Origin of the sequence: Caloramator mitchellensis, assembly GCF_001440545.1 — a bacterium.
GTDB lineage: Bacteria > Bacillota > Clostridia > Clostridiales > Caloramatoraceae > Caloramator > Caloramator mitchellensis.
In genome coordinates, this window is sequence record NZ_LKHP01000017.1 from 1 (window position 1) to 23,878 (window position 23,878).

Consider the following 23,878-nt stretch of genomic DNA (forward strand, 5'->3'; position numbering starts at 1 on the left):
CTCATATGTAAAACTCTAAGGTTTGTAATAACCTTATCATCATATACAATTACTTTGTCAACATAAGTGTTGATGATTTCTTGGATATCATCAACATTTTTATTTTGCAAGCGGTGCATATCTTTAATGAGATACTTTTCGATTAATTCTTCATTAAGTGAATGAGTTTCAAGTTTGTGCCTAAGTTCATGGATAGTTGATATTACTTGATTTTTTTCTTCTTCAAGTTTATTCATTGCCACTTTCATTGTAGGACTATACATACCATCTGCAATAGCTGAGACTATATTATCAATTTTCTTTTGTATTTCTTTTAGTTTTTCTTCAAGTAGTTCTAAGTCCTCGGCATCCTCATGAATCATTTTATTGTAATAGCCAATTAACTTTGATGTAAGCGATTTAATTGCATCTGGATTAAATATACTAATTTTTAGATTTTCAATAACTTTTTCTTCAACATAATCCCTCTTAACTGCCTTTAAGTCACAGTTTTTAGTTCTATATTTTGTTCCACAAATATAGTTTGGATAAATTTTGCCTTTCATATGCGTAGTATGCCCTATAAGAGCAGCACCACATTTGGCACAGAAGATTTTACCAGAAAGAAGATATATTTGTTTAGCTTTGTTTTTGCCATTAGCCCTGCTCTGCATTCTCTTTTTTATCTTATTAAAAAGTTCTACTGGTATAATTTGAGGTATAGCTCCAGGAACCTTGATAATTTCATCATCAGGTTTAGATTTGTGTTGATTTCTTTTCCCGTTTACATCCTTTTTAGCTTGCCTATTGAATACATAACATCCTGTATATTTTTCGTTTTTCAAAATGTCATGTAAACTTGCTTGAGTAAAATCATTCCCACGCTTAGTTTTAAATCCTCTTGCTTTTAATTCTTGTATGAGCTTTTTATATCCAATTTCTTCTGCGTATCTTTGAAAAATGTATCTTACAATTTGGGCCTCTTTTTCATTTATTACATATTTACCATCAACTACATCATATCCAAGTGGAGGAGTGCCTCCATTATGTTTTGCTTTAATAGCATTCTCTTTCATGCCTTTCATAACTTCTCGTGCAAGATTTCTTGAATAATACTCAGCCATACCTTCTAAAACTGATTCAAGTATAATTGATTCAGGACTATCATCTAAGTTTTCAAGAACAGAAACAAGCCTAACACCATTCTTTTTTAGTTGTCTTTTGTAAAAAGCAGAATCATATCTATTACGAGCAAATCTATCAAGTTTATGAACTATAACAGTATCAAATATTCCAAGTGAACTATCTTTAATCATTTGAAGAAATTGAGGTCTATCATCTGATGTAGCAGACTTAGCTTCATCTGTATATATCTTAACTATTTCAAAACCTTGTTTTATTGCAAAATCTTTAATAGCTCTTATTTGAGCATCTATACTTTCCTCTCTTTGATTATCACTTGAATATCTTGCGTATATTGCGGCTTTCATAAGTATCCTCCTTTTGACAAAAAATAATAACCCAACACACATAAAGTGTATTGGGTTTCGTGGAACCTCTTAATGGATTTCTATGAATCTCTGTTGGGTTTCTAATATTATTTTAGCGAACAAGTGTTTGAATGTCAAGTATATTATTGCTTAACGATATCTTCATAACTAGCAATAATAAGTTTGCTTAATTTTTTTATATCTTGATATGAATTAATAAAAATTCTTGATTCTCCATAGCCTTTAGGAGCTTGCTCAACTTTAAATCCATTGGATAATTGTGCAACTAAATTAACATCAAGTCGTGTAATAATATTTTTAAAATTAGAATCAAGGTTTATTCTCAAGAACCATTTATTAATATTTTGATAATAAACAGAGAAATAATTAACTGTGTCTTTAAAATATATCTCTTTAACATCTTTACCCGAACTTAAAATGATGTCTTTAATAATTTCAAATGAAGCTAATTCCTCGTGAGTAGTTTGGATTGATTTTTTTCTTTGTTCATCATTTGAATTTTGACTTTCATTAGTAGTCTCATTATTTAAAGTTTCTGGTTCTTTATTTGTGGTTTGTAGTTCTTGTTGATATAAACCTTTACTAACAATATCTAAAACGGCGTTAGAGATTGCTTTTTTAACAAGGGGCCTAAATCTTTCTATAACATTTGAAGTAATTCTTGAATTACTAAAATCTTTAATAATAAACCTAATAAATTCATCGTTAGGGTTTCTAAGTAATTCCTTTAATGTATCATTTAAAGCAGAGGTGTAAACAAGTTCTTCTGCATATTTTACAAGTGAATCTTTATCAAAAGAATCTTTTTTAAATTTAGATAAATTATCTATATCAGAATCATTTAAATTTGTAATGTCAACAACTAAAAAAGGTTTTTCATCCATTATATTATCCGCAGATAAGTCTGTAAAAAATTTATATTCTACCCCATTTGTTAGAATTCCAAGTTTAACTTCTTGAACTGCGTTGAAATAACGTGATAATTGAGCATCATGATTTGTTAAATTTTCATTCACGGGTTTTGCTTCTATAAAGGCAACAGGAACACCATCTTTAAAAAGTGCATAATCTACTTTTTCGCCTTTCTTTTTACCAAAATCAGCTAAGTATTCAGGTCTTACTTCAAGAGGATTAAAAACGTCATAACCTAAAACTTGAATAAATGGAATAATAAGAGCCTGTTTTGTCATTTCTTCATTAGTAACATGAACTCTTCGTTCAATGATTTGAATAGAAAGTTTTTGAATTTCTTCTTTAAAACCCATTTAAATACCTCCATTATATATTAAATCTATATTATTTACATTTATTAGGTTGGTGCTCAAAGGCTCTCGAATTTTGGTCGCCTATATTTTAATACTATCTTATTATTAATAACTCTGATGGTATGCAGAATATTGCGGCAATTTGTTCTATAGAATAACCTTCGTATTGTTTTAATGTTTCATCGGGAATAAGCAGGTATGAACTAAATAGATTTGCTTCGTTTTCTAATTTATTAGTGCTGAGTAATGTGTATTGCTTCAAAAATGTGCAGTTTATTTTAGTGTGTAGAATAGCATGTCCAATTTCATGGCCGCAAACATAAAGGCTTTCTGAATATGTTAATTGCTTATTCAAGTAAATAAATTTATTTCGCTTTTCATACTGGTAAATCCCCTTAATTTCTGATGGGAAGTCCCAATTTACAGCGGTAATGCCTAAAAAATCAGCAAGTTCAAAAGGATTATTAGTTTTGTATTTTTTAACTAATTCATCAACCTTAGTTTTAATATAATTCAAAATAATCCCCTCCCCAAAATGGCGACCATATAACCCAAGGGGAAATTATTCATAATTTTAAATAATACTTTGAAAATATCATTTTACTCACTCCACAATATTGTGCTTTATTTTTCGAGGTCTATAAACATAGCCTTTTTCTTTTTTATTTATAAAATCTTTTAACGAATTATCAATTACAACTTTAAAAGAATCATCAATATGATACGAATTATCTAATACATTTTTTACTTTTTTAGGTTGATAATATGGTGTTTTTTTTGCTTGTTCTAAGAGTTTAATAGCTTCATCTATTTGCCCTAATTTTGTATAAATTTGTGCAATACGAATATATCCAGAAGGCATAGCTGGATCCATTTTATTAGCTAACTTGTAACATCTTAAAGCATTGTCAAAGTCATATTCTCCTTCATAACATTTGCCTAGGTCGCTATATACCCAAAACAAATGAATTTCTAAGGTTATTTTTACGTTTTCCCCATCTCGAGTAACATATCCTTTTTCATAACTATCTTCAGTAGGATTTATTAAATATTTTTCTAAATATTTTATTGCTTCTTTTCTGAACTTAGCTCCTTTCCAAACATAAGCTCTTCCAACTATTAAATAAGCTTTAGGGTCATCTATATCTTTACATAGTTCAATAATTTTATCTAAAATTTTATGCCTATCTTTAGCTTCTTTAAGGATTTTTTCTGCAATTTTGTTTAATTGTGAATTAGAATTTCCAAATCCAACACTTAATTTTAAACTATCAAATAAAATTTTAGCGAGTTCAAGTTTTGCATTATTAGATAAATTATTTAAATTGATTTCTTTGCTTGTGTTACTGTAATTTGGGGATGTATTACTACCTTTTTTATCATTGTATTTTTCTTCTTGTGATGAGATATTTATTGATTTGTGAGCAAATATATTTAGTATTTTTGTTATAAAATTTAAGCTTTTGCCTGATTTAACATTAGGATTAGTAATAGTATCATAGACGCAACCACATTCACACGAAACTGGTAGGTTTAAAATGAAACCTTCTTTGGATGGGAAACAAGTATTTTTAAGTATGTGTTTGATATTTCCACAGTTTGGACATTTTGCAACGATAAAGTCATCATTTGCCTTTATAAATTTCACATTTCCAACCCCTTTTAATAAAACATTTTAAAATTAAATTATTAAACACACTTAATAATATTATTCATTATCTTTTCTATACTTTTTAGGAGTATATTTTTTATTGATTATTTTAGCCTGCCTCATACCAAATTCTAATGCTGCTAAAATACTTTCAATAGCTTCTGGAGATGCAGGCTCTCCGTTAAACATTAATCCTTGTTGTTTAAGTAAATCTTCTTTCATTTTTTCAAGTCTTTTAGCAATATCTTTTTCTTCTTTAGCAGTAAGTTGAAGAGTTGAGGATTCAGTTTTTTCTGTATAATCTTTCTCTATATAACCAGCAGCTCTAAACATATATTCCTCATCTACATTTAAACATCGAGCAAGAATTTTAATCGTGTCAGCGTCGGGCTTTTCTGTAACTCCACTTTCTATTCTACTAATAGTAGTATTACTTAAACCTGTTATTTGTGCTAATTTCCTTTGGCTGTAACCTTTGCTTTGCCTTAGTCTGACAACATAATCACCAAAGGCTTCATTTTCTTTTTTATATATCATATCTCAATTTCTCCTCCTTGCCCTTGTTCTAAAATAATTATATCAAATATGTTGCACACAAGAAACATAATTTTATAAAATTTTCAAAAAAAGTGTTGCATAAATGCCACAATATAGGTTATAATAAAAGTGTCACATAAAAGCAACAAAATGGAGGTGATAATATGGCATTAGTTGCGAATATAAATGAGTTTAATAAATTGCAGCAATCATTAGGATTAAACTATAGTCAATTAGCCGCAAAAATAGGGGTTTCAAGAACTCAACTTTGGAGAGTTCTTAAACAACAATGTGTTCCAGGAGAACAATTTATAGCAGGTTTTAAAGCAGCTTTTCCTAATCAAGATTTAGAAAAATTTTTTTTACTAAAAATGGTGCAACAAAGTGACACTACATCCTCTGCCTAACAATAGTTTATGCAGAATATAAAAAAAGATGATGGAAGGAGGTGTGGGAGAATGAAGGAACTAAAAGTTAAAGTTAATTTAGAAGATAGTAGCCTGCTAAAAGAATTAGTTGAAGCAATTGAGGAATTTAACAAAGCAATAAACCGACTTGAAAATATCACTACTAAATTGAGTGAAATTCAAGTCGGCTTAAAGGTAGATTAGAAGTCTAATTTCTTAGCTATATAAGTTTCTGCAGCTTTAGAAAGCATTTCTTCCCAAGAAGAAAAAGTAGTTGTTTTCCGAACAACTTCATCCATTTTATTATCTGGTATTGCTTCAAAATCTTCCTGGGAGTTTACTTCAAAGCCACCATAAGAAAGTAACTCTTCAAAGCTTGAAAAATTAGTGTATCGGCTCATAAATTGACTGTTAAATAGTTCATCGAAACTTACAGTATTATTTTTCTCGAGTTCTTTTAGATTGTCTTCAATCTTTTTAAGATTTTTACTAAATTCGTCAAAACCTTTAATTTTATATGACATACCTATTCACCTCCTTTCTTGTAAAAAAATTCTACAAGAAAGAGGAAAATCCTGCTAAATAAAAATTTAATAAGAATTGGGTTTCGTGGAAAAGGGAGATGAGGGGCATAAAGAGGAGGAATAAATATGTTAGAGAACATGGATGACTTTAGATGCCCCAAATGTAACAAACTATTATTTAAATATAGGTTAAAGGGTTCGTTGGCTGTAGAAGTGAAATGCACAAGGTGTAGTGTTATTGCAACATTAATAATAAAAAAGGAGGGGTAACATTGGAAGTTCTCCTAATCAGCATCATTGATAGTAAAGACAATAACAAGACAATTGAAGTTATAGGCAAAGAAGAAATGTCAGAAGAATCTTATTTGAAACCTATGGTGAATATCCTAAAGAAAAATATAGAAGCTGAAGGAGGTGCAAAGTGATGAACTTAGAACAAAGAGTAGCAGAGCTTGGAAAAAGAGTGGCTGAACTTGAGAAGAAAGCCCAGCCGAAAGATTTAAAGCTACAAGAAAAACATATTAGAAAGTTGATATCAATAAAAGAAGAATTTGAAAGAATGGATATTAACAATTTAATTAACAGGTTTAACAATAATTTAGCAATGTCATTAACAGAATATGAAATCATCACAGCAGTTTTTGAATTATGTAAATAAATTAGGGAGGAAAATCCTGCAAAATCTTTCCAACAAAGGAGGTAAAGTAATGAACGAAATGCAAAGGCTAAAAGCAATGAATGACATGCTTTTAGAAGCAATCAAAAACAAAGACGCTGAACTTGTGGACCTGTACTATAAAAACGTTATGCTCCAGTGGGAAAATAACGAGCTGAAAAGCAAAATTGAACAGCTAGAAAAAACATCCATAAAATTCGAATACGTTGGGAGGTAAGGTTATGGACTTAAGCAGAATCAGAGAAATAAGGGAAGATTTTGCAAGGCGTATGGCACTAGCAGAAATGAGGGGAGACGAAAAAGAACTCATGCTATTAGACATGGAAATGGAAGATAGCATGATTCTCAAGCATGGTAGAGTGTCAGGCATAGTTGATGAAGAAGATTTGTTTTAGGAGGGAGATAAATGGCAAAAGAAAATTTTTTAAATGATTATATTGAAGTTAATGAACGAATTATAAAATTTTATGAGAAATATCCAGAAGGTTCAATACAAACAGAAATATTGAAATGGGAAAATGGATTGATTCTAATGAGAGCTTATGCATATAGACATCCTGATGATATTAGGCCTGCAATAGCTCACGCATATGAGAAGGAAGATAGCAGTTATATAAATAAAACAAGTGTAGTTGAGAATTGCGAAACTTCAGCTGTTGGTAGAGCATTGGCACTTTTAGGTTTTGAAGTGAAGAAAGCAGTAGCTTCAAAAGAGGAAGTGCAAAGAGCAGTTGAGCAACAAGAGCAACTAAAGAAAAAAGAACAAACAACAAACAATGATATGAAATGTTCAAAATGTGGAGCAACAATAACAAAAGCAGTAAAAGCATATTCTGAACAATATTATGGCAAAACATTATGCCAAAATTGCCAAAAGACAGAAAAGAAGATTGAAGGGCAATAGAAAAAGCCCTGGGCAAAAGGGCTCTTTCTGTGGTCCGTTTGGTGAATGGGAGTTGGGAGCTCCCTTCACCCTCAATTATACCATATTTCCCATGTGGGAAAAAAGGGGGTTATTAAGTTGTTAAAAAAGAAACTGCTTTTTATACTGGCAATTTGCATAGTTTCCTCTTTTACTATTATATCCATCATGAATAGAACTTATGCAACTAAAAAAGAAAAAAATTTGAAATATGAAACATATGTAGTTCAAGCAGGGGATACTCTTTGGAACATAGCAAAGAAATATACAGATAAGGACCCAAGAAGGCTTATACATGAAATAAGAGAACATAACAATATAACACCTCTTATATATGAGGGGCAAGTTATTGAAATTCCAACAGAGGGGGAATAGGAAATGGTGAAAACATATTGTTTGAAATGCACAAAAGAAATTAAGAACACTGACAAACATTGTGAATGTGGAAGCGAAAAATTTGTTACTGGGGAGTTGAAAATAAAAAACAACAAATTTACATGTGTTTGTGGAAGTAGCACATTTAATCTTTTATACCACGCAGATGCAAAAAACTATTTCTTAAATGTAATGAGATGCACAGAATGTGGTGAAAGTGTTGAATTGAAAACTCTAAGAGATAAAGGGAGTAAACTGTATTGGGAATAAAAAATGATGGAGGGGTTACAAATGAAAGATTTAATTAACGTTAGAAACAATCATGGAGTTTTAGTTGTTAGCAGCAGGGAAGTTGCAGAGAATTTTGAGAAAAATCACAGGGATATCTTAGAAACAATTAGAGGGTTAACAGAACAAATGGGGGGTGCGGAATTTTCCGCAGGCTATTTTATAGAAAGCAAGTATCAACACGAACAAAACAAACAATGGTATCCAGAATACCTGCTAACAAGAGATGGTTTTAGTTTATTAGTTATGGGATTTACAGGTCAAAGAGCTTTAGAGTGGAAACTCAAATATATTGAAGCTTTTAATAAAATGGAAGAACAGCTTAAGAATCAAGTTGATGTAAGACAATTAAGTCCTCATCTACAAATGTTTAATCAACTCTTTCAAGCATTAGCAACTAGTGAGCTTGAGCAAAAAAGATTAAGGGAGGAAATTAAAGAAACTAAAGAACAAGTTATAACAATCAAAGATGTAATTGCAATAAATCCAAAGGACGATTGGAGAAAGAAAACCAACCTTATTCTTAACAAAATAGGTGGACAATTAGGAGATTATAAGAGACCAAAGAATGAAGCGTATTTAGAACTTGAGAAAAGAGCAGGATGCAATTTAGAAAAATTGTTGGAAAACGCAATAAAAAGAGCAGAAACCAGTGGAGCACCAAAGAAAGTTATAAATGAATTGAATTATTTAGATGTCATTGATAACAACAAAAGGCTAAGAGAGATTTATATAGCAATTGTTAAGGAAATGGCTATTAAGTATGGAGTAAAAATGAATAAGGAGGCTATGTAATATGAAAGAAATTCAAAGATTCGAGGATTTACCGCTGGAAGATAAGATAGACATATTTATTCAACATATATCAGGTCGTGAGAAAGAAGATGAAATAATTCATCTACTTGCCTTATTTACAGCTTATAACTGCTGCAAAAGTTATATACCTGAAAGATTTTTAGAATTTACTATAAAAGAAATGGTGGAACACCTTAATAATGTTCTTATAAATGGGGAGGACTACGATAAAGTAAATGAAGCATGGTATTTAGTCATAAAATCATTAGGGATAGATAAAATTTGGGATATTATAGACAACATTGATGAATATTTGAAGAGTTATTTAGATATAAAATACACACTTGAGAGATTAGAAGATAAAGTTATGGAGATGTTCACAAAGATGTAACCGGAGCAGGAGGCCCTGCTCCAGTAACAAAAGGCAGGTGAAGAAGTTGAACTACATAAAACAACTTAAAGCCCTATACGATTGGTTACAAGAGAATAGACTGACTGTATCCGCTAATTCGTTATATCATACATTACTAATGATTAACAATAGATGCGGATGGTTGGACTGGTTCCAGCGAACCAATCAGTCCATTTGTGGACTTTTAGGGATAAGCGAAAACACATTAAAAGCAGCAAGAAACGAACTAAAACAAAAAGGGTTAATAGATTTTAAAGCAGGTAATAAGAAAAATGACATAACAAAGTATCATATAGTAATTTTATACGATGAAGAGCAAGAAACGGTATCAAAAATTGATACCCAAGTTGATACCCAAAATGGATGGGTATCAAATTTTGATACCCAAACTGATACCCAAACTGATACCCAAACTGATACCCAAACTGATACCCAAACTGATGACCTATATAAACATAAACTAAAACATAAACTAAAACATAAACAAAAAGAAAATAAAAATATATACGCTGAATTTGTCACCATGACCAATGCTGAGTATGAAAGTTTAGTCAGCACTTATGGTGAAGAAATGACTATGCGTATGATTGAAATATTGGACAACTATAAAGGTGCATCGGGAAAAAAATACAAATCAGATTACAGGGCTATCTTAAATTGGGTAGTAGACAAGGCTCAGAAAGAAAAAAGTGACATTCCAAAGGCTGATAAACAACTTAATCAAAACAATGTTGTTAGCAAGGACAAAAATTGGTTTGCTAACTATGGCGGACAGAGAAAATACAATATAGCAGAGTTGGAAAAAGATTTATTAGGGAGGGGGTAAAGAGTAATGATAGATAAACAATACGGTAAACACATATTAGTTTGTAATATGTGTGGAGAAGAATACGAATTTGACAGCTATGACGAAGCAATCAAATATATGCGAGAGAATGGCTGGAGAAGCAAAAATTATGGTGGAGAATGGGAAGATATATGCGACATTTGCTGGGAGGAGATAGAGAATGAATAATTGGGTAGGCATAGGAAGATTAACAAAGGACCCTGAGATAAGATATACAGCAGGTGAAGGCATAGCAATTGCGAATTTTACAATTGCAGTAGATAGAAACTATAAAAATGCACAAGGAGAGAGAGAAGCAGATTTTATTCCAGTTGTATGTTTCAGAAAACTTGCAGAGCTGGTTGCTAACAATCTCACTAAAGGAAGGCTTGTTGCGGTATCAGGAGCAATACAAACAAGCTCATACACTGCACAAGATGGGACAAAGAGATATAAAACAGAAGTTGTCGCAGACGAAGTGAAGTTTTTAGACAGACCTAAACCGACAACAAACCGACAACAAACCGACAATGACGGATTTATACCAATTGAAGGGGAAGAGTTGCCACCTTGGGAAGAAAATCAATTCTAATTGGGGGAATGAACATGACGAAACAGGTGAAATTAGCGGAGCTCCATCAAATGTTTCAGAAAAACAAAACCCTTAAAGGAAGGGATATATTAAACATTTTAAAAATAAAATCACCAACTTTAGATGACTTGATAAATGAACTTAGAAAACTAGGGGCAGAGATAGAACTTAGATACGTATACGATAGAAAATGGATAATTAAGGTTTACGAGATGAAAAGGGGTATCAAAAGGCCAATAATTATAGAAAATTCAAGTGTTGGGAGACCAAAACAATGTAAAGATATCTACTCTGAACTAAAAAAGTTGAAAGGAAAAGGAATAGCTAAAAACGATTTATTAGATATAGCAATAGAGTGTAATTATATAGGAACGGTCAAGGAGCTGTTAATATTAGCTCAGCAATACAAAATAAAAGTGGTGGGAAGATGAATTGGGGTAATGATAAACTGATTGAAGAGGAATTAAAAGAGATAGCAAAGCTGTATTTCGAAGGATACACACTTGAAAAGTCGATAGAGATTGTAAAAGAAAAGTTAGGGAGGAAAGATAATGGAGCTGCTGGTGTTGAAGAAAGAAAATGAAACATATTCTGATATATTTAACAAACTTGTAGAAGAAGTGATGGAAATTAAAACTGAAATAGAAGCAATAGAGCTAGAAGTAGGGGAGAAAGAAAAATTAATAGCAGAAACATTGGATGTAATTCAAGTTTGCATTGGATTGTTGGACAAGCTAAGTCATGAAGGGGTGAACATTAGAAAGGCAATAGAAAAACATAATTTAAAGCTATTACAAAGAGGTTGGAGATATAAAAAAGTGCTTTATATAGACGTTGATTAAGAGGAGGGACAAGCTTGAAAGAATGTGAGGTAAAAGAGAATTGTAAAAATTTTGAACAAGGTAAGTGTTGGATATGTGAAGACTATAGCTTATATTATCCAGAAGATAAAAGAATCCTTTGTAAAAGACAAATAAGGCAAAGAGAGGAAAGGAAGATAGCAAAGAAAATGAAAAAGGAAAGTGAAGCTTCAAAGAGAGGTAAAAGAGCAAAAAGAAAGGGTTATACAGGAGAGAGGGAAGTTGTAGAGCTACTCAATAAATATAAGCTACAAGCAGAAAGAATCCCTCTCTCTGGAGCCCTTAAAAGTGAAAAATATAGTTGCGATGTAGTTTGCAATATAAATGGTAACACAAAGAGGATAGAAGTTAAAAGAAGGAAGTCTGGCTTAAACACAATATACAAGTGGTTAGAGCAGGATAAAAACAGTAATATGCTTTTTATGAGGCAGGACAATAAAAGCTGGTTAGTATGTATGACATTAGAGGAATTTATTTCGCTTATTAGGGGTGATAATGATGTTTAAAAGAGATTATTTACAGCCAGATGAAATGAATGATTTCCTTATACTTGCAACAATATGGGGGTTGCTAGAAAAGATAATTGATTTGTGGGATAAAAGGCAGATGATATCTAAAGAAGAAAAGAAAAATTTAAAATTAGCGAAAACATACATAGGTAAATTTTATGGAATGAAAGTAAATGAACTCAGCAGAAAAACTGCTAAAAAAGTTGCAGAATACTTGCAAAAAAATGAAGTTGTAATTATACAAACAGAGGATAAAGAAAAAATGAGAGAAGAAACGCAGAAGTTTATTGAAATTGAAAGAGAAGATTTTTATAACTGGTGTGAACAAATAATAGATATCAATTGTAAAAATTGCAGGAAGAATCATCAGGAATGTAAGTTATATGATCTTTTAGACAAATATGAAGTTCCAGATAGTTCATTTGAAAAAAGAAACTGTCGCTATGCTTATGATGAAATAAACATTGAAAGAGATGAAAAGAAAATTAAAGAGTATAAGGAATTTAAGAAAAGGAGAAAGGGAACATGAAGGACTTAACTCCTCAGGAGCTCGAACAAGAGCTTCTGAGGGTAAAAGATGAACTTAGCAAGGCAAGAGAAAGAATGAATCAAAGAGCAGAAGAATATAGGCAAGCAACCAGAGAATATAAAGCGGAATATGCAAAAGCATTTCTTGAAGCTAAATTAGAGAAATCAACAGTTAAGGAATGTGAAATATATGCAATGATGAAAACAGCAGGGCTTGAAGCAAGATATAAAGCAGCGGAACAGCTTGTGTTAAATGAAAGAAAAGCGGTAGATGTTTTAATTGAAGAATGTGAAATATTAAGGAGCTTGTATAGTAAGGCATATAAAGAGCAGGAACAATACGGAAGGAGAGAAGATTAAAGGAGGTAGGAAAATGCACAATAAAGAAGCAATAAAATACGCTGCATGTGCAATAGTTGACCTCCTGGCGAACGACAAAAAAAGATATTATAAAAATTCAGAAAGAGCGGCAAGGCTAAGCAATTACAAAATATGTGGTTGTGGTGGAACTTTAATCAAATGTAGTTATGCTAATCAAGATGCAGAAATTTGTTTTGAATGTGGTCAAATCTTTATAAACGGGAGTATGGTTAGAAAATGTAATGTAAGGAGGATAAAAGCATGTTAAAGATAATAGTAAGTTGGATGATAGGTGGAATGTTTGGTTTCTTATTATCGGCTCTTCTGACAGCAGCAAAGGATGATAAGGAAGATTATGCTTATGATTGGGTAAGATACAAATGTTTAATAAACATAAATGCTGGATGCAGCGATTATTGTTGTATGTATTGCCAAGAAAGGGAGAACTGCAAACAAAGAACGTGCAAGAATGAGGAACCAAAATTTTGTGGTCAATCAATAATCAGCATGAAATAGAGGTGACAGGATGATTAAAGACGATGTTTTCAGAAAGACAGAAGGGCACCTATATAGATATTACAATACTTTAAAAAAGATTAAAGCTCTAGAGGAAGAATGTAAGGAATTGGAAAAACAGAAGGAAAAAATAAAGCAAGACTTAAAGGAAACAAAAGTTTCAATAGACACTGAATTAAATATGGGAATAGACTACAGTAGAAGCAAAATTCAGACCTCTAATGATGGAACCAGTTATGCAGAGAAGGCACTAGTAAAAGAAATAGAAAAGCTTGAAAAAGAATGGTTTTATGTAAGAAAAAAATATTTAAAGAAAAGGATAAAGATAAGGGAATTAGAAAGGCAAATTTACACATTAAAATGTAATTTGCTAATGTTATCAGAAGAAAATAAAAGATTCTTAGAGTTAAAATATGGGGACAAAAAGAGTATAGACGAAATTGCATATATACTTAATATAGCAAGAGCGACAGTATATAGAAAGAGAGAGGAACTAATAGAAGATATTGCAAGATGGGTTAATTTAATAGGTTAAAAATGTGAGACATTTTTGAGACAAATTTGAGACGGACAAGATTAAATTAGATATGTTATTATTAAAATAGAAAATTTATGAGTAGCACAGCTACTCTGGGGCTCGCATTGTGCGGGTGAGCAGCCTTTCCCCCAGGCTGCTTTTTAGTTTTTTGAAGAAATAGCGTCCGCATTCTCGTGACTTTAGTCATGAGTAAGGACGCTATAACATATGTTAATTATAATATAGGTTTAATAAAAAATAGAAAAAAGGTAAAAATAATAATAAAAATGCCCTCAAAAAGTGGCAAAAACAAAACTAATATGATATAATAAAAATAAGTAAAGAACATCTCACGACACGAAAGAGGGCGATATTATTTTACTACAGAATAATTTACTAACAGCATATTTAAAAGAGATAAAGAAAGTAGTTGTAGAAAAAGGCTTTCAATTTGTTAGAAGAGATAAAAATGTTAAATTTATGAGAAATTATGGGTTGTTAACAGAAGATGTGAAGAGAATTATTTTGGGCCTTAGGCCTCAAGATTATATAAAAGGACCTGAAAAAGACCACAATCCAAAATATGAAGGAGATATTTGGGTTTTCAAGAATACAACATATTTAGATAAACAAATTTACATAAAAATTAGATATAACCCTCCAGAAGAGGTGGTATGTATATCATTTCATGAAGACATGAATGAATAAAGGGGAGGATTTACATGAAAAAGGTTTATTGCCCTAACTGTAATGGATACGTTGAATATGAGATAAGGCAAAATTTAATAAATGAGTATAAAGGTATAAAAGTAAATGTTATTGAAAATATTGCATATTGTAAAAAATGTGGTGAGGATCTATTTGTTGAAGAAATCGAAGAAGATAATTTAAAAAGATTGTATGAAAAATACAGAGAGATTATGGGAATAATTAAGCCCGAAGATATTATAAAACTAAGGGATAAGTATGCCTTATCGCAAAGAGAACTTGGTGCTATTCTTGGTTGGGGTAAGATGACTATAAATAGATATGAAAGAGGAGATTTACCAAGCCAAAGTCACAGTGATTTATTAAAACTATTGCTTGAAGATGAAGAGGTTTTTAAGGAAAAAGTTGAGGAAGCGTATAACAAGGAACGGATATCAAAGAAAACATATGATAAAGTAAACAATAAACTAGGGGATATTGTTAAATTTCAAAAGAAAAAGTATATAATAAATTTGTTAAGTCATGAAGAAAATATTTATAATGGTTATAAGAAATTTGACTTTGAAAAAGTGGAAAATTTAATAAGCTATTTGGCTGATAAAATTAATGAACTATATCAAACTAACCTAAATAAGTTGTTATGGTATACAGATTTTATCTCTTTTAAACATTATGTTACTTCAATAACAGGTTTAAGATATGTTAAGTGCCATTATGGGCCTGTTGTTGAAAAAAGGGGATATGTTGAACTTTTGAATTATCCAAGTGATAAATTTGTGATGGAAGAACAAGAATCAATCGATGGAACATCTACAATTATAAAAATAAAGAGTAATAAAAATTATGACATGTCTATTTTTACTGAAGAAGAACTTCAAGTAATAAATATTGTAATAGATAAATTTAAAAATAAAAGTTGCAGGGAAATTTCCGATATATCACATAAAGAAAAAGGGTGGCTTGAAACTCCTTTTGAAAATTTAATTTCATATGATTATGCAGATGAACTTAAAATAGTTATATAAATTAAGAGCCTTAATTAGGCTCTTTTTATTTTGTAGAAAGGAGTTGAGGAGAGGTGAAAATAGGAGAAATACTCAAACATAAACAGCCAAGGGAATACGAAAAGTTGATGAAGGAGAGGAAAGAGCACCTCGCCTTTAAAGATATTGAGGAATTGATGGGAGTGCATGAGCACATATATAAAAGGCGTAGAGGAGCATATAGGCAAATAAGGTGAAGAAGGAGGTGGCATTCAGTGGGTAAATTAACGAAAAAACAGAAGGCATTCTGCGATTTCTATATTGAAACGCTGAATGCCACAGAAAGTTATAAAAGGGCTTATAATACTAAAAATGATGATACAGCAAGAAAAAATGGCTCAAGATTGCTGACAAATGTAGACATTAAAAACTATATTTCCGAAAGATTAAAACAGATAGAAAATCAACGCATAGCAAAAGCAGAGGAAGTATTGGAATTTCTATCTAAATCAATGCGAGGAGAAATTAAAGAGGAAGTAGTTGTAGTAGAATCGGTTAGAAAAGGTGCAACAAAAGCAAAAATTATAAAGAAACAGATAGGGGCAAGAGACAGGATAAAAGCTGCAGAGCTCCTTGGTAAAAGATATACTCTGTTTACCGAAAAGGTAAATGTAGAAGGGAATATGGGTGTTGTAATAATAGATGATATAAAGGAAGATGGTGCAAATGAAGATTAAATTAAGCGAACTTATTGCACCTTCTTTTTATGAAATTCACAACGATATAAAAAACAATAGATATACACATTATTGGCTAAAAGGTGGAAGAGGGTCGACAAAATCATCGTTTGTCAGTATTGAAATAATACTTGGTATAATGAAGGATCCTAAAGCTAATGCAGTTGTTTTAAGAAAAGTAAAGGAAACATTAAAGGACAGTGTATTTGAACAACTTGTATGGGCCATAGAAAAGCTACAAGTGAGTGAATACTGGGATATTAAACATAACCCTATGGAATTAACGTATATTCCTACAGGGCAAAAGATATTATTCAGAGGAGCAGATAAACCTAAAAAGATAAAATCGACTAAAGTAAGTAAAGGTTATATAAAGTTTATATGGTATGAAGAAGTTGATGAATTTAATGGAATAGAAGAAATAAGAATGATTAACCAGTCCTTAATGAGAGGTGGAGAAAAGTTTGTAGTATTTTATACGTATAATCCGCCTAATAGTGTTAGAAGCTGGGTAAATGAAGAAGTTTTAATCGATAGGGAAGATAGAAAAGTTCATCATAGCACATATTTAACTGTTCCAAAAGCATGGCTTGGTGAACAGTTTTTTATTGAAGCAGAACACCTAAAGAAGGTTAATGAAAAAGCATACAGACATGAATATTTAGGAGAGGTAACAGGAACAGGTGGAGAAATATTTACTAATGTTACTGCAAGAAAGATAACTGATGAAGAGATAAAAATATTTGACAGGATAAAAAGAGGAATTGACTTTGGTTATGCAGGGGATCCGTTTCATTATACAGTATGTCACTTTGATAAAACACGCAGAAGGCTTTATATATTCTACGAAATACATCAAGCAGGATTAAGCAATAGAAAAGCAGCAGAATTAATTAAGAAAGAAAATGTTTCAAATAGGTGGATTACAGCAGATAGTGCGGAACCAAAATCAATAGATGAGTTAAAAGAATACGGTTTAAGAGTAAAAGGTGCAAAGAAAGGTCCAGATAGTGTTGAATATGGGATTAAATTTTTGCAGGATTTAGAGGAGATAATAATTGACCCGGAAAGATGCCCTAATACTTTGAGGGAATTTTTAAATTATGAGCTTGAAAAGGACAAAGAAGGTAACTTTAAAGCAGATTATCCAGATAAGAACAATCATAGTATAGATGCAGTTAGGTATGCTTTAGAGGATGATATGTTAAGCAGAAAGCCAATCATAAGCAAACCACAAGGATGGTGATGATATGTTAACCGACTTAAATCAAATAGATATAGGTCAACCATGGCCGGCAGAGAGTGAAATAGAAAGACTAAGACGATATGAAGCAAACAAAAAGCTATTTGAAGGATGTCATGATTTAGTCTTTGGAGATTGGGTTAGAAGATTGTATAGAGATGAATATAATACAGCGGTGTTTATAGTTACTAACTGGGCAAAGAGATTATCAACGTTGTGGGCAGACTTACTATTAGGTGAAAGACCACGCATAACAGCAGGAGAACAAAAATCAAAAAAACAGCAACAATTAGAAAAGATAATTAATGACAATGATTTTTTTAATGTTGCTTACGAAGTTGCTTTAGATATTTCAAGATACGGAACAGGTATATTTAAAGTTAGATACGATAAAAAGCCCATAATAGAAGCGATTCCACCAAGCCTATGGTTCCCAGTAGTAAGTCCAGATAATATAAAAGATGTACAAGCCCATGTAATAGCATGGACATTTGAAATAACAGAAAAAACATTACTTGGTGGGCAAAGAAAAAGGATGTTTTTAAGGGCTGAAATACACGAAAAAAGCAAGATAATAAACAAGTTGTTTGAGCTTGATAATGGACTTATAAAATCACAGCTGCCACTTGAAACATTTTATCCTGATTTACCAGAAGAACAGGAAACAGGTGTAGATGATTTTTTAGTTATTCCTGTTCACAACCTAATGACAAGTGATAGAGCTTATGGGTTAGATGATTATAATGATTTAGATGGAATTATACAAGAGCTTGAAATAAGATTATCACAAATAAGTAGGATTCTTGATAAGCATGCAGACCCTAATATGTATGGTCCAGATACAGCACTTGAACAAGATGAATATGGTAATTGGTATGTAAAAGGTGGCGGAAAATATTTCCCTATAAGTCAAGGAGAAAATCCGCCTGGATATGTAACATGGGATGGACAGCTTGAAGCTGCATTTAAGCATATAGAACAGTTATTAGAGCAATTCTATGCATTAAGTGAAACAAGTGCAGCTACATTTGGACAATTAAAATCAGGACTTGCAGAGAGTGGAACAGCATTAAGAAGACTAATGATGGCTCCACTTGCTAAGGTAAATAGAATTAGAATGAGGCTTGACCCTGCTATAGAGAAAGTGCTAATGATAGCAAGTCAACTTGATGCTAATTTAGGTAAAGGTGTTAAATTAGAAAATATTAATATAATGTGGAAAGATGGATTACCAAATGACGAAAAAGAACAAGCGGAAATTTATTCAACATTAGTTCAAAATGGATTAATTTCAAGAGAGACAGCATTAAAACATTTATTTGAGTTTGATGCAGAGACTCTAAGAGAAGAATTATCAAAAATAGCAGTTGAAGCTAATCAAGAAGCACCAGCATTATTTAAAGTGAACCTGCAAGAAGGTAGACAAACAGGCGGTGAAGAATAATGCCTTATGATGTTGAAAAACAAATAGAAGCTTTAGTTGAAATATACAGACAAGGTTTTTTAGAAGTTTTAAAGGTATTATTACACAAGGAATCAAAAAAACAAAATGTAGTATTTTATAAAGACCAACTAAAGCAGATTATGGGGATACTCAATCAAATAGACAAAGAAGCTGCAAAATGGATACAAGAAGTAATTCCAAGGATTTATCAAGAGAATTACACACAAGTTTTAGCATACATTAACAAAGTAGGAATGCAAAAGGATATAAAACCAGAATTTGCTCAGGTGCATCAAAGAGCAATAGATGTTATCGCACAGAATATGTATGATAATTTAAGGCAAGCAACACAATTTGCAGGAAGAAGGATAAATGATTATTACAGACAAGCAGCACTTGAAGCGGCAGCTAAAAAATATGCAGCAGGGCAAACAGTAAAGGACATATCAAAGGAGCTGCAGCAGAAGTTATTGTCACAAGGCTTAACTGGATTTAAAGATAAGTTAGGCAGGGAATGGAGAATAGATAGATACGCTGAAATGGTTGCAAGGACTACAACAGCTGAAATAGCAAGTGTTGCGACACTAAACACATGTGAGGAAGCAGGGATTGATTTAGTCAGGATAACAACACATTATCCAACATGTGAAAAATGTGCACCACTACAAGGGAAAGTATTTAGCATTAGCGGCAAAGATAAACGTTATCCAAAGCTTGAAGATAGATATAGGCCACCAATCCACCCTAACTGCAGACATTCCTTACAACCTTATGTTAGAGAATTTGACGATAATGCAGAAGAAACGGAAAGGTTTAGCAATACTTCTCTTACAAAGGATCCGAGAAATGAAAAAGAAAAGCAGGCCTATAAAGGAATGAGAGATAAGGTAACTATACAAAGTAATAGACGCAAAGCAAGGGAAGTTTTGTATAATGAGAATGCACAGTTGGAAGACAAGGTTAAAGCTGCAGAAAGGTTAAAGCGTTCCTATGAAAAAGAAGGCAAAAGACCAACTGGAAAAGATGGAAGTATAATAAAGCAATATGAAGAATATATTAAGAATAAAAAGGAAACAGCAATGACAAAGGATGATAGTAGTGATATAATTAAGACAAAACAAAGAATTAAAGAAGATATAGCAAATGGGAAATACAATATAAAAATAAATATTGAAAAACAGAATAGGCATATATACGGAACAAATGAATATGAAGAATATTTAGATAGGCTTAAAAAAGAAAATAAAAATTATAAACCTAGTATATTAACTGCAAATGCACAGGAAATTATAGATAGATATATCTCAAATGGTGAAATAAGACTAAATAAGCATCAAGAATGGAATAACAGGCTATATGTAGAATGTGATAAACTTATTGGAATATATATAGATAAAGAAGGAAAAGAATATAAGACAAATAGATGTTGTATACATTTCTCTAAAACAGGAATTCATGTTGTTCCGATAAAACCACTAAAGGAGCTGAATAATGATGAGTGATAGATTTTTAGAGAATTATCACGGAAAGCATGTTTTAATTGAGATGGAAGGTAATATTAAAATAAAGGGTTATGTAGAAGATTATAACTTTGGAGAAGACTTTGATGAAGAATATGATAGTATATGTATAAGGGTTGATGAAATTGAAGCAATTAGTGATACAGAAATGAAAAATATAGGTGAAGTAATTTGTATTTATGAGAACGAAATAATCTCTATTTATGAAATATGATTTGTTAACAGGCACTTGCATTCGCAGGTGCTTTTTATATTGCCCTTTTTAGTATTGTAGGGCCAAAAGAAGAAGACCGCAGCTGGAGCCGACCAGTATAAAAAGGCAAGTGGGAATAATAAAAGGAGGTTTATGTTATGGACTTAAAAGAACTTTTAGGAGAAGAACTTTACAGCAAAGTAAAAGAAAAAATAGGGGATAAGGAACTAATCGTCAACGATGGTTCATATATCCCAAAGGCAAAGTTTGATGAAATTAATGAACAAAAGAAACTTTACAAGCAACAAGCAGAAGATTTAAACAAACAGTTTGAAGAAATGAAAAAGCAGGCAAAAGGAAATGAAGAATTGCAAAATCAAATTCAGGAGCTCCAAACAAAACTACAAGAATCAGAAGGAAAGATAAAAGACGTTAGTATATCTGCAGCAATAAAAATGGCTGCAATTAAATCAAACGCAAAAGACCCTGATATTGTTTCAATGCTTATTGATAAGTCTAAACTAAATATCAAAGAAGATGGTTCAATTGAAGGCCTTGATGAGCAATTAAAATCAATTGCTGAAACCAAGGCTTTTTTATTTGGTGATGTGCAAACAAAAATAGGTGGTGCATCTAATCCACCAGGTGGAGCTAATCCTACCATTAAAAACCCATGGGCAAAAGAAACATTTAATTTAACAGAACAAGCAAAGATTTTAAAAGAAAACCCTGCATTAGCAGAACAACTTAAAGCTGCAGCAGGTGTAAAATAAAAAAATTTAAAGGAGGAATAAATTATGGTTACAAAAATTCAAGATGTTATAATTCCAGAGGTATTTAACCCTTATGTAATTCAAAGAACAGCAGAACTTTCAGCATTATATCAAAGTGGTATATTATCACATATACCAGAATTTGATAGACTTGCTTCAGCAGGAGCAAAAACCATCAATATGCCATATTGGAATGATTTAACTGGTGATGATGAAGTGTTAAGCGATTCAGGAGCATTAACGCCAGATAAGATTACTGCAGGGCAAGATGTAGCAGTTATCTTAAGAAGAGGTAAAGCATGGGCAGTAAATGACTTAGCGGCAAACCTTGCAGGAGATGACCCAATGAGGGCAATAGCTGATTTAGTTGCTGGATATTGGGCAAGACAAATGCAAAAGACCGTTATATCATTACTTGATGGTGTATTTGCATCAGCTTCAATGGCAGGAAATTTACATGACGTTTCAGCAGGAACTGGAGATGCTGCAAAGTTTACAGCAACAACATTCATAGATGCAGTTCAAAAGCTTGGCGATGCAAAAGAAAAGCTAACTGCAATTATTATGCATTCAGCTGTTGAAGCTGCACTTGCTAAACAAAATCTTGTCCAAACTGTTCAACCTGCTGATGGTTCACCATCAGTTAAAACATATATGGGCAAGAGAGTAATCGTTGATGATGGTTGCCCATATAACAGTGGGACAGGCGTATTCACAACATATATTTTTGGTGAAGGTGCAATAGCATACGGTAGCGGAAATCCTGTAGGATTCACAGCAACAGAAACAGACAGAGATTCACTTGCTGGTGAAGACTATCTAATCAATAGAAAGACATTTATTCTACACCCAAGAGGAGTAGCATTTACATCAGCAAGCGTTGCAGGTTCATCACCATCAAATGCAGAATTAGCAACTGCTGCAAACTGGAATAGAGTATATGAAAACAAGAACATAAGAATAGTTGCGTTTAAGCATAAGATATGATGATGGGGGCAGGAAAAACCTGCCTCATAAAATATTATTAGGAGTGATATAATGAGTGTAACTGCATTCAATAGAATACGAAGAGAAAAATTAAGGAGTGAAGAACAATGGCACTCACAGAAGGAATTGACAGCTTCTGTACCCTTGAATGGGCAGAAGAATACTTTGGAGGAAAACTCTACTGTGATGAATGGCAAGGAGCAGACCAAGGAACAAAAGAAAAGGCCCTCAAAGAAGCAACAAGACGAATAAATAGACTAAGCTTTAAAGGTTCAAAGGCGGAATCAGGGCAGGTATTGCAATTTCCAAGAATTTTAGTTAATGTAGGGCAAAGAATTGGTTTCTTTGGAGTAGTTGAACAGCCTACAATTCCAGATGAGGTTAAAACTGCAACGTGTGAAGAAGCTTTAGCGTTACTAAAGTATGGTAATAGTGCGAGAACTAAAGCACAGGAACAAAATTTAGTTAGAGTTACTTTTGGGGATGTATCAGAAGAATATAAAGGATATGGCAAGTTATTTAGTAAAGAAGCATTAGAGTTACTTAAGCCTTATATTGCTGGAGCGGTGGTGATTAGATGAAAGAGTATTTTAATCAAAAGGTAAAGTGGTATAAAAAAACAGGCAACAACGCATATGGCCAGCCTATATATGCTCCAGCAGTTGAAATCCCTTGTAGATATGAAGAAAGAATGAAGCTTATAAGGGATAAACAAGGCAAAGAATCAGTATCACAAGGAACATTTTATCTAATAGAAAAGGTAGGGCTTGATGATAAGCTTGAATATGAAGGTAAACAATTTAACGTTATGAACTACTCAGACACCGTTAATTTAGACGGTGTTTTTCTTTTTAGGAAGGTGTGGGTATGAGTGGTTTTGAACTGAAATGGAGAGGTAATTTAGCAAAAGAAATAGCAAGAGAGGCAGCGAAGAAGGCTTTATTAAAATGCGGTGCAGATTTACAAGGAAAATCAGCAGAGCAAGCACCTATTGATACAGGAGACCTGAGGAGAAATTGTAGTGTTGTTTTAGATTATACTAAATATAACATAGGAATAATGTCTGTTTTAGTGGGCTATGATTTGCCTTATGCACGAAGACAACATGAGGGATTACATTTTAAGCACCCTAAAGGCGGTAGAGCAAAGTTTTTAGAAGTTCCTTTTGAACAAAATAAAGGAAAGTATAGGAAATACATTCAAAAAGCAATAAAAGATGCCCTTGAAAAGGGGTGATGTA

43 protein-coding genes are annotated in these 23,878 nt (G+C 32.1%); 37 read left to right on the forward strand and 6 right to left on the reverse strand.

Annotated elements, in window-relative coordinates:
• The 5 genes from ABG79_RS10575 to ABG79_RS10595 all read right to left on the reverse strand — a co-directional run.
• Positions 1–1,469, reverse strand: a 1,469-nt coding sequence (locus tag ABG79_RS10575; protein ID WP_057979439.1) for a recombinase family protein, incomplete at its 3' end; no start/stop codon positions are given.
• Positions 1,470–1,612: 143 nt separating this feature from the next.
• Positions 1,613–2,755: a type I restriction endonuclease gene (locus ABG79_RS10580; RefSeq protein WP_057979440.1), complete on the reverse strand. Its 1,143-nt coding sequence runs from the start codon at positions 2,753–2,755 to the stop codon at positions 1,613–1,615.
• A 94-nt stretch (positions 2,756–2,849) separates the two neighbouring features.
• Positions 2,850–3,272 carry an ImmA/IrrE family metallo-endopeptidase gene (locus ABG79_RS10585; protein WP_160318236.1) on the reverse strand — a complete coding sequence of 141 codons (423 nt, stop codon included), beginning with the start codon at positions 3,270–3,272 and terminating at the stop codon, positions 2,850–2,852.
• A gap of 87 nt (positions 3,273–3,359) precedes the next feature.
• Entirely contained in the window at positions 3,360–4,403 is a 1,044-nt protein-coding gene (locus ABG79_RS10590; RefSeq protein WP_057979442.1) for a tetratricopeptide repeat protein, read from the reverse strand.
• 60 nt (positions 4,404–4,463) lie between these two features.
• The gene (locus ABG79_RS10595) at positions 4,464–4,943 is read right to left on the reverse strand and encodes a helix-turn-helix domain-containing protein (protein WP_057979443.1); all 480 of its coding nucleotides are present in this window, start codon (positions 4,941–4,943) and stop codon (positions 4,464–4,466) included.
• A 164-nt stretch (positions 4,944–5,107) separates the two neighbouring features.
• Between ABG79_RS10595 and ABG79_RS10600 the strand changes: the two genes are divergently transcribed.
• The gene (locus ABG79_RS10600; protein ID WP_057979444.1) at positions 5,108–5,350 is read left to right on the forward strand and encodes a helix-turn-helix domain-containing protein; all 243 of its coding nucleotides are present in this window, start codon (positions 5,108–5,110) and stop codon (positions 5,348–5,350) included.
• 51 nt (positions 5,351–5,401) lie between these two features.
• Positions 5,402–5,554 (forward strand): hypothetical protein, encoded by a 153-nt coding sequence (locus ABG79_RS12535; protein WP_160318237.1) that lies wholly within the window; start codon positions 5,402–5,404, stop codon positions 5,552–5,554.
• Here the strand turns inward: ABG79_RS12535 and ABG79_RS10605 are convergent.
• Entirely contained in the window at positions 5,551–5,874 is a 324-nt protein-coding gene (locus ABG79_RS10605) for a hypothetical protein (protein ID WP_057979445.1), read from the reverse strand. The genes ABG79_RS12535 and ABG79_RS10605 overlap by 4 nt on opposite strands.
• Before the next feature lie 126 nt (positions 5,875–6,000).
• On the opposite strand from ABG79_RS10605, the gene ABG79_RS12615 reads away from it, so the two are divergent.
• The 35 genes from ABG79_RS12615 (at position 6,001) to ABG79_RS10755 (ending at position 23,874) form a co-directional block, all read left to right on the forward strand.
• A complete protein-coding gene (locus ABG79_RS12615; protein ID WP_200956815.1) occupies positions 6,001–6,144 on the forward strand; it encodes a hypothetical protein in 144 nt (47 codons plus the stop codon).
• Between the two features lie 2 nt (positions 6,145–6,146).
• Positions 6,147–6,299 carry a hypothetical protein gene (locus ABG79_RS12540; protein ID WP_160318238.1) on the forward strand — a complete coding sequence of 51 codons (153 nt, stop codon included), beginning with the start codon at positions 6,147–6,149 and terminating at the stop codon, positions 6,297–6,299.
• The gene (locus ABG79_RS10610) at positions 6,296–6,532 is read left to right on the forward strand and encodes a hypothetical protein (protein WP_160318239.1); all 237 of its coding nucleotides are present in this window, start codon (positions 6,296–6,298) and stop codon (positions 6,530–6,532) included. The genes ABG79_RS12540 and ABG79_RS10610 overlap by 4 nt, the downstream gene beginning before the upstream one ends.
• Positions 6,533–6,581: 49 nt before the next feature.
• Complete coding sequence (locus ABG79_RS10615; protein WP_057979447.1) at positions 6,582–6,767, forward strand: hypothetical protein; 186 nt, start codon at positions 6,582–6,584, stop codon at positions 6,765–6,767.
• 4 nt (positions 6,768–6,771) lie between these two features.
• Positions 6,772–6,945: a hypothetical protein gene (locus ABG79_RS12545; RefSeq protein ID WP_160318240.1), complete on the forward strand. Its 174-nt coding sequence runs from the start codon at positions 6,772–6,774 to the stop codon at positions 6,943–6,945.
• An 11-nt stretch (positions 6,946–6,956) separates the two neighbouring features.
• Positions 6,957–7,454, forward strand: a complete 498-nt coding sequence (locus tag ABG79_RS10620; protein ID WP_057979448.1) for a hypothetical protein — start codon at positions 6,957–6,959, stop codon at positions 7,452–7,454.
• Between the two features lie 117 nt (positions 7,455–7,571).
• Positions 7,572–7,847 carry a LysM peptidoglycan-binding domain-containing protein gene (locus ABG79_RS10625; protein ID WP_057979449.1) on the forward strand — a complete coding sequence of 92 codons (276 nt, stop codon included), beginning with the start codon at positions 7,572–7,574 and terminating at the stop codon, positions 7,845–7,847.
• Between the two features lie 3 nt (positions 7,848–7,850).
• Positions 7,851–8,117, forward strand: coding sequence for a hypothetical protein (locus ABG79_RS10630; RefSeq protein ID WP_057979450.1), 267 nt, complete (start codon positions 7,851–7,853; stop codon positions 8,115–8,117).
• Positions 8,118–8,138: 21 nt separating this feature from the next.
• Complete coding sequence (locus tag ABG79_RS10635) at positions 8,139–8,930, forward strand: Rha family transcriptional regulator (protein WP_057979451.1); 792 nt, start codon at positions 8,139–8,141, stop codon at positions 8,928–8,930.
• A gap of 1 nt (position 8,931) precedes the next feature.
• Entirely contained in the window at positions 8,932–9,321 is a 390-nt protein-coding gene (locus tag ABG79_RS10640; protein WP_057979452.1) for a hypothetical protein, read from the forward strand.
• Positions 9,322–9,367: 46 nt separating this feature from the next.
• Positions 9,368–10,168 carry a hypothetical protein gene (locus ABG79_RS12620; RefSeq protein WP_083490421.1) on the forward strand — a complete coding sequence of 267 codons (801 nt, stop codon included), beginning with the start codon at positions 9,368–9,370 and terminating at the stop codon, positions 10,166–10,168.
• A 6-nt stretch (positions 10,169–10,174) separates the two neighbouring features.
• A complete protein-coding gene (locus ABG79_RS10650; protein ID WP_057979453.1) occupies positions 10,175–10,357 on the forward strand; it encodes a hypothetical protein in 183 nt (60 codons plus the stop codon).
• Positions 10,350–10,760 carry a single-stranded DNA-binding protein gene (locus ABG79_RS10655; RefSeq protein ID WP_057979454.1) on the forward strand — a complete coding sequence of 137 codons (411 nt, stop codon included), beginning with the start codon at positions 10,350–10,352 and terminating at the stop codon, positions 10,758–10,760. Before ABG79_RS10650 ends, ABG79_RS10655 begins: the two co-directional genes overlap by 8 nt.
• Before the next feature lie 14 nt (positions 10,761–10,774).
• The gene (locus ABG79_RS10660; RefSeq protein WP_057979455.1) at positions 10,775–11,191 is read left to right on the forward strand and encodes a nucleotidyltransferase family protein; all 417 of its coding nucleotides are present in this window, start codon (positions 10,775–10,777) and stop codon (positions 11,189–11,191) included.
• The gene (locus ABG79_RS12550; RefSeq protein ID WP_160318241.1) at positions 11,188–11,343 is read left to right on the forward strand and encodes a hypothetical protein; all 156 of its coding nucleotides are present in this window, start codon (positions 11,188–11,190) and stop codon (positions 11,341–11,343) included. The genes ABG79_RS10660 and ABG79_RS12550 overlap by 4 nt, the downstream gene beginning before the upstream one ends.
• Positions 11,312–11,602: a hypothetical protein gene (locus ABG79_RS10665; protein WP_083490422.1), complete on the forward strand. Its 291-nt coding sequence runs from the start codon at positions 11,312–11,314 to the stop codon at positions 11,600–11,602. The genes ABG79_RS12550 and ABG79_RS10665 overlap by 32 nt, the downstream gene beginning before the upstream one ends.
• A gap of 14 nt (positions 11,603–11,616) precedes the next feature.
• Positions 11,617–12,126, forward strand: coding sequence for a putative PDDEXK endonuclease (locus tag ABG79_RS10670; RefSeq protein WP_200956816.1), 510 nt, complete (start codon positions 11,617–11,619; stop codon positions 12,124–12,126).
• Positions 12,119–12,658: a DUF5651 domain-containing protein gene (locus ABG79_RS10675; RefSeq protein ID WP_057979457.1), complete on the forward strand. Its 540-nt coding sequence runs from the start codon at positions 12,119–12,121 to the stop codon at positions 12,656–12,658. The genes ABG79_RS10670 and ABG79_RS10675 overlap by 8 nt, the downstream gene beginning before the upstream one ends.
• Entirely contained in the window at positions 12,655–13,017 is a 363-nt protein-coding gene (locus ABG79_RS10680) for a hypothetical protein (protein ID WP_057979458.1), read from the forward strand. Before ABG79_RS10675 ends, ABG79_RS10680 begins: the two co-directional genes overlap by 4 nt.
• A gap of 13 nt (positions 13,018–13,030) precedes the next feature.
• Complete coding sequence (locus ABG79_RS10685; RefSeq protein ID WP_057979459.1) at positions 13,031–13,285, forward strand: hypothetical protein; 255 nt, start codon at positions 13,031–13,033, stop codon at positions 13,283–13,285.
• Complete coding sequence (locus tag ABG79_RS10690) at positions 13,279–13,533, forward strand: hypothetical protein (RefSeq protein ID WP_057979460.1); 255 nt, start codon at positions 13,279–13,281, stop codon at positions 13,531–13,533. The genes ABG79_RS10685 and ABG79_RS10690 overlap by 7 nt, the downstream gene beginning before the upstream one ends.
• Positions 13,534–13,543: 10 nt before the next feature.
• Entirely contained in the window at positions 13,544–14,068 is a 525-nt protein-coding gene (locus ABG79_RS10695; protein ID WP_057979461.1) for a hypothetical protein, read from the forward strand.
• 399 nt (positions 14,069–14,467) lie between these two features.
• Positions 14,468–14,758, forward strand: coding sequence for a type II toxin-antitoxin system MqsR family toxin (locus ABG79_RS10700; RefSeq protein WP_083490423.1), 291 nt, complete (start codon positions 14,468–14,470; stop codon positions 14,756–14,758).
• Between the two features lie 14 nt (positions 14,759–14,772).
• Positions 14,773–15,783 carry a type II TA system antitoxin MqsA family protein gene (locus tag ABG79_RS10705; protein WP_057979463.1) on the forward strand — a complete coding sequence of 337 codons (1,011 nt, stop codon included), beginning with the start codon at positions 14,773–14,775 and terminating at the stop codon, positions 15,781–15,783.
• A 53-nt stretch (positions 15,784–15,836) separates the two neighbouring features.
• Positions 15,837–15,998 carry a hypothetical protein gene (locus tag ABG79_RS12625; protein WP_200956817.1) on the forward strand — a complete coding sequence of 54 codons (162 nt, stop codon included), beginning with the start codon at positions 15,837–15,839 and terminating at the stop codon, positions 15,996–15,998.
• Between the two features lie 18 nt (positions 15,999–16,016).
• On the forward strand, positions 16,017–16,478 hold the full coding sequence (locus tag ABG79_RS10710) for a terminase small subunit (protein WP_057979464.1): 462 nt from the start codon (positions 16,017–16,019) through the stop codon (positions 16,476–16,478).
• Positions 16,459–17,724 carry a PBSX family phage terminase large subunit gene (locus ABG79_RS10715; RefSeq protein WP_057979465.1) on the forward strand — a complete coding sequence of 422 codons (1,266 nt, stop codon included), beginning with the start codon at positions 16,459–16,461 and terminating at the stop codon, positions 17,722–17,724. The genes ABG79_RS10710 and ABG79_RS10715 overlap by 20 nt, the downstream gene beginning before the upstream one ends.
• Positions 17,725–17,728: 4 nt before the next feature.
• On the forward strand, positions 17,729–19,165 hold the full coding sequence (locus ABG79_RS10720; RefSeq protein ID WP_057979466.1) for a phage portal protein: 1,437 nt from the start codon (positions 17,729–17,731) through the stop codon (positions 19,163–19,165).
• Positions 19,165–20,667, forward strand: coding sequence for a phage minor capsid protein (locus ABG79_RS10725; protein WP_057979467.1), 1,503 nt, complete (start codon positions 19,165–19,167; stop codon positions 20,665–20,667). Before ABG79_RS10720 ends, ABG79_RS10725 begins: the two co-directional genes overlap by 1 nt.
• Positions 20,657–20,899, forward strand: a complete 243-nt coding sequence (locus ABG79_RS10730) for a hypothetical protein (RefSeq protein ID WP_057979468.1) — start codon at positions 20,657–20,659, stop codon at positions 20,897–20,899. Before ABG79_RS10725 ends, ABG79_RS10730 begins: the two co-directional genes overlap by 11 nt.
• Before the next feature lie 137 nt (positions 20,900–21,036).
• Entirely contained in the window at positions 21,037–21,651 is a 615-nt protein-coding gene (locus ABG79_RS10735; protein ID WP_057979469.1) for a phage scaffolding protein, read from the forward strand.
• 24 nt (positions 21,652–21,675) lie between these two features.
• Positions 21,676–22,638 (forward strand): major capsid protein, encoded by a 963-nt coding sequence (locus ABG79_RS10740; protein WP_057979470.1) that lies wholly within the window; start codon positions 21,676–21,678, stop codon positions 22,636–22,638.
• Between the two features lie 107 nt (positions 22,639–22,745).
• Positions 22,746–23,219: a DnaT-like ssDNA-binding protein gene (locus tag ABG79_RS10745; RefSeq protein WP_057979471.1), complete on the forward strand. Its 474-nt coding sequence runs from the start codon at positions 22,746–22,748 to the stop codon at positions 23,217–23,219.
• Positions 23,216–23,509, forward strand: a complete 294-nt coding sequence (locus tag ABG79_RS10750; RefSeq protein ID WP_057979472.1) for a hypothetical protein — start codon at positions 23,216–23,218, stop codon at positions 23,507–23,509. Before ABG79_RS10745 ends, ABG79_RS10750 begins: the two co-directional genes overlap by 4 nt.
• Positions 23,506–23,874 (forward strand): HK97 gp10 family phage protein, encoded by a 369-nt coding sequence (locus tag ABG79_RS10755; RefSeq protein WP_057979473.1) that lies wholly within the window; start codon positions 23,506–23,508, stop codon positions 23,872–23,874. The genes ABG79_RS10750 and ABG79_RS10755 overlap by 4 nt, the downstream gene beginning before the upstream one ends.
• Positions 23,875–23,878 lie beyond the last annotated feature (4 nt).

What these genes read in the sequence shown, in the direction of transcription:
- ABG79_RS10715 (WP_057979465.1), top strand. Translation starts at nt 16,459, where the DNA reads ATGGTGCAAATGAAGATTAAATTAAGCGAACTTATTGCACCTTCTTTT.
- ABG79_RS10695 (WP_057979461.1), top strand. Translation starts at nt 13,544, where the DNA reads ATGATTAAAGACGATGTTTTCAGAAAGACAGAAGGGCACCTATATAGA.
- ABG79_RS10665 (WP_083490422.1), top strand. Translation starts at nt 11,312, where the DNA reads ATGGAGCTGCTGGTGTTGAAGAAAGAAAATGAAACATATTCTGATATA.
- ABG79_RS10740 (WP_057979470.1), top strand. Translation starts at nt 21,676, where the DNA reads ATGGTTACAAAAATTCAAGATGTTATAATTCCAGAGGTATTTAACCCT.
- ABG79_RS10660 (WP_057979455.1), top strand. Translation starts at nt 10,775, where the DNA reads ATGACGAAACAGGTGAAATTAGCGGAGCTCCATCAAATGTTTCAGAAA.
- ABG79_RS10595 (WP_057979443.1), bottom strand. Translation starts at nt 4,943, where the DNA reads ATGATATATAAAAAAGAAAATGAAGCCTTTGGTGATTATGTTGTCAGA.
- ABG79_RS12535 (WP_160318237.1), top strand. Translation starts at nt 5,402, where the DNA reads ATGAAGGAACTAAAAGTTAAAGTTAATTTAGAAGATAGTAGCCTGCTA.
- ABG79_RS10735 (WP_057979469.1), top strand. Translation starts at nt 21,037, where the DNA reads ATGGACTTAAAAGAACTTTTAGGAGAAGAACTTTACAGCAAAGTAAAA.
- ABG79_RS10705 (WP_057979463.1), top strand. Translation starts at nt 14,773, where the DNA reads ATGAAAAAGGTTTATTGCCCTAACTGTAATGGATACGTTGAATATGAG.
- ABG79_RS12615 (WP_200956815.1), top strand. Translation starts at nt 6,001, where the DNA reads ATGTTAGAGAACATGGATGACTTTAGATGCCCCAAATGTAACAAACTA.
- ABG79_RS10725 (WP_057979467.1), top strand. Translation starts at nt 19,165, where the DNA reads ATGCCTTATGATGTTGAAAAACAAATAGAAGCTTTAGTTGAAATATAC.
- ABG79_RS10720 (WP_057979466.1), top strand. Translation starts at nt 17,729, where the DNA reads ATGTTAACCGACTTAAATCAAATAGATATAGGTCAACCATGGCCGGCA.
- ABG79_RS10690 (WP_057979460.1), top strand. Translation starts at nt 13,279, where the DNA reads ATGTTAAAGATAATAGTAAGTTGGATGATAGGTGGAATGTTTGGTTTC.
- ABG79_RS10655 (WP_057979454.1), top strand. Translation starts at nt 10,350, where the DNA reads ATGAATAATTGGGTAGGCATAGGAAGATTAACAAAGGACCCTGAGATA.
- ABG79_RS10730 (WP_057979468.1), top strand. Translation starts at nt 20,657, where the DNA reads ATGATGAGTGATAGATTTTTAGAGAATTATCACGGAAAGCATGTTTTA.
- ABG79_RS10640 (WP_057979452.1), top strand. Translation starts at nt 8,932, where the DNA reads ATGAAAGAAATTCAAAGATTCGAGGATTTACCGCTGGAAGATAAGATA.
- ABG79_RS10755 (WP_057979473.1), top strand. Translation starts at nt 23,506, where the DNA reads ATGAGTGGTTTTGAACTGAAATGGAGAGGTAATTTAGCAAAAGAAATA.
- ABG79_RS10580 (WP_057979440.1), bottom strand. Translation starts at nt 2,755, where the DNA reads ATGGGTTTTAAAGAAGAAATTCAAAAACTTTCTATTCAAATCATTGAA.
- ABG79_RS12550 (WP_160318241.1), top strand. Translation starts at nt 11,188, where the DNA reads ATGAATTGGGGTAATGATAAACTGATTGAAGAGGAATTAAAAGAGATA.
- ABG79_RS10680 (WP_057979458.1), top strand. Translation starts at nt 12,655, where the DNA reads ATGAAGGACTTAACTCCTCAGGAGCTCGAACAAGAGCTTCTGAGGGTA.
- ABG79_RS10635 (WP_057979451.1), top strand. Translation starts at nt 8,139, where the DNA reads ATGAAAGATTTAATTAACGTTAGAAACAATCATGGAGTTTTAGTTGTT.
- ABG79_RS10650 (WP_057979453.1), top strand. Translation starts at nt 10,175, where the DNA reads ATGATAGATAAACAATACGGTAAACACATATTAGTTTGTAATATGTGT.
- ABG79_RS12545 (WP_160318240.1), top strand. Translation starts at nt 6,772, where the DNA reads ATGGACTTAAGCAGAATCAGAGAAATAAGGGAAGATTTTGCAAGGCGT.
- ABG79_RS10685 (WP_057979459.1), top strand. Translation starts at nt 13,031, where the DNA reads ATGCACAATAAAGAAGCAATAAAATACGCTGCATGTGCAATAGTTGAC.
- ABG79_RS10620 (WP_057979448.1), top strand. Translation starts at nt 6,957, where the DNA reads ATGGCAAAAGAAAATTTTTTAAATGATTATATTGAAGTTAATGAACGA.
- ABG79_RS10615 (WP_057979447.1), top strand. Translation starts at nt 6,582, where the DNA reads ATGAACGAAATGCAAAGGCTAAAAGCAATGAATGACATGCTTTTAGAA.
- ABG79_RS10745 (WP_057979471.1), top strand. Translation starts at nt 22,746, where the DNA reads ATGGCACTCACAGAAGGAATTGACAGCTTCTGTACCCTTGAATGGGCA.
- ABG79_RS10600 (WP_057979444.1), top strand. Translation starts at nt 5,108, where the DNA reads ATGGCATTAGTTGCGAATATAAATGAGTTTAATAAATTGCAGCAATCA.
- ABG79_RS10750 (WP_057979472.1), top strand. Translation starts at nt 23,216, where the DNA reads ATGAAAGAGTATTTTAATCAAAAGGTAAAGTGGTATAAAAAAACAGGC.
- ABG79_RS10630 (WP_057979450.1), top strand. Translation starts at nt 7,851, where the DNA reads ATGGTGAAAACATATTGTTTGAAATGCACAAAAGAAATTAAGAACACT.
- ABG79_RS10605 (WP_057979445.1), bottom strand. Translation starts at nt 5,874, where the DNA reads ATGTCATATAAAATTAAAGGTTTTGACGAATTTAGTAAAAATCTTAAA.
- ABG79_RS10675 (WP_057979457.1), top strand. Translation starts at nt 12,119, where the DNA reads ATGTTTAAAAGAGATTATTTACAGCCAGATGAAATGAATGATTTCCTT.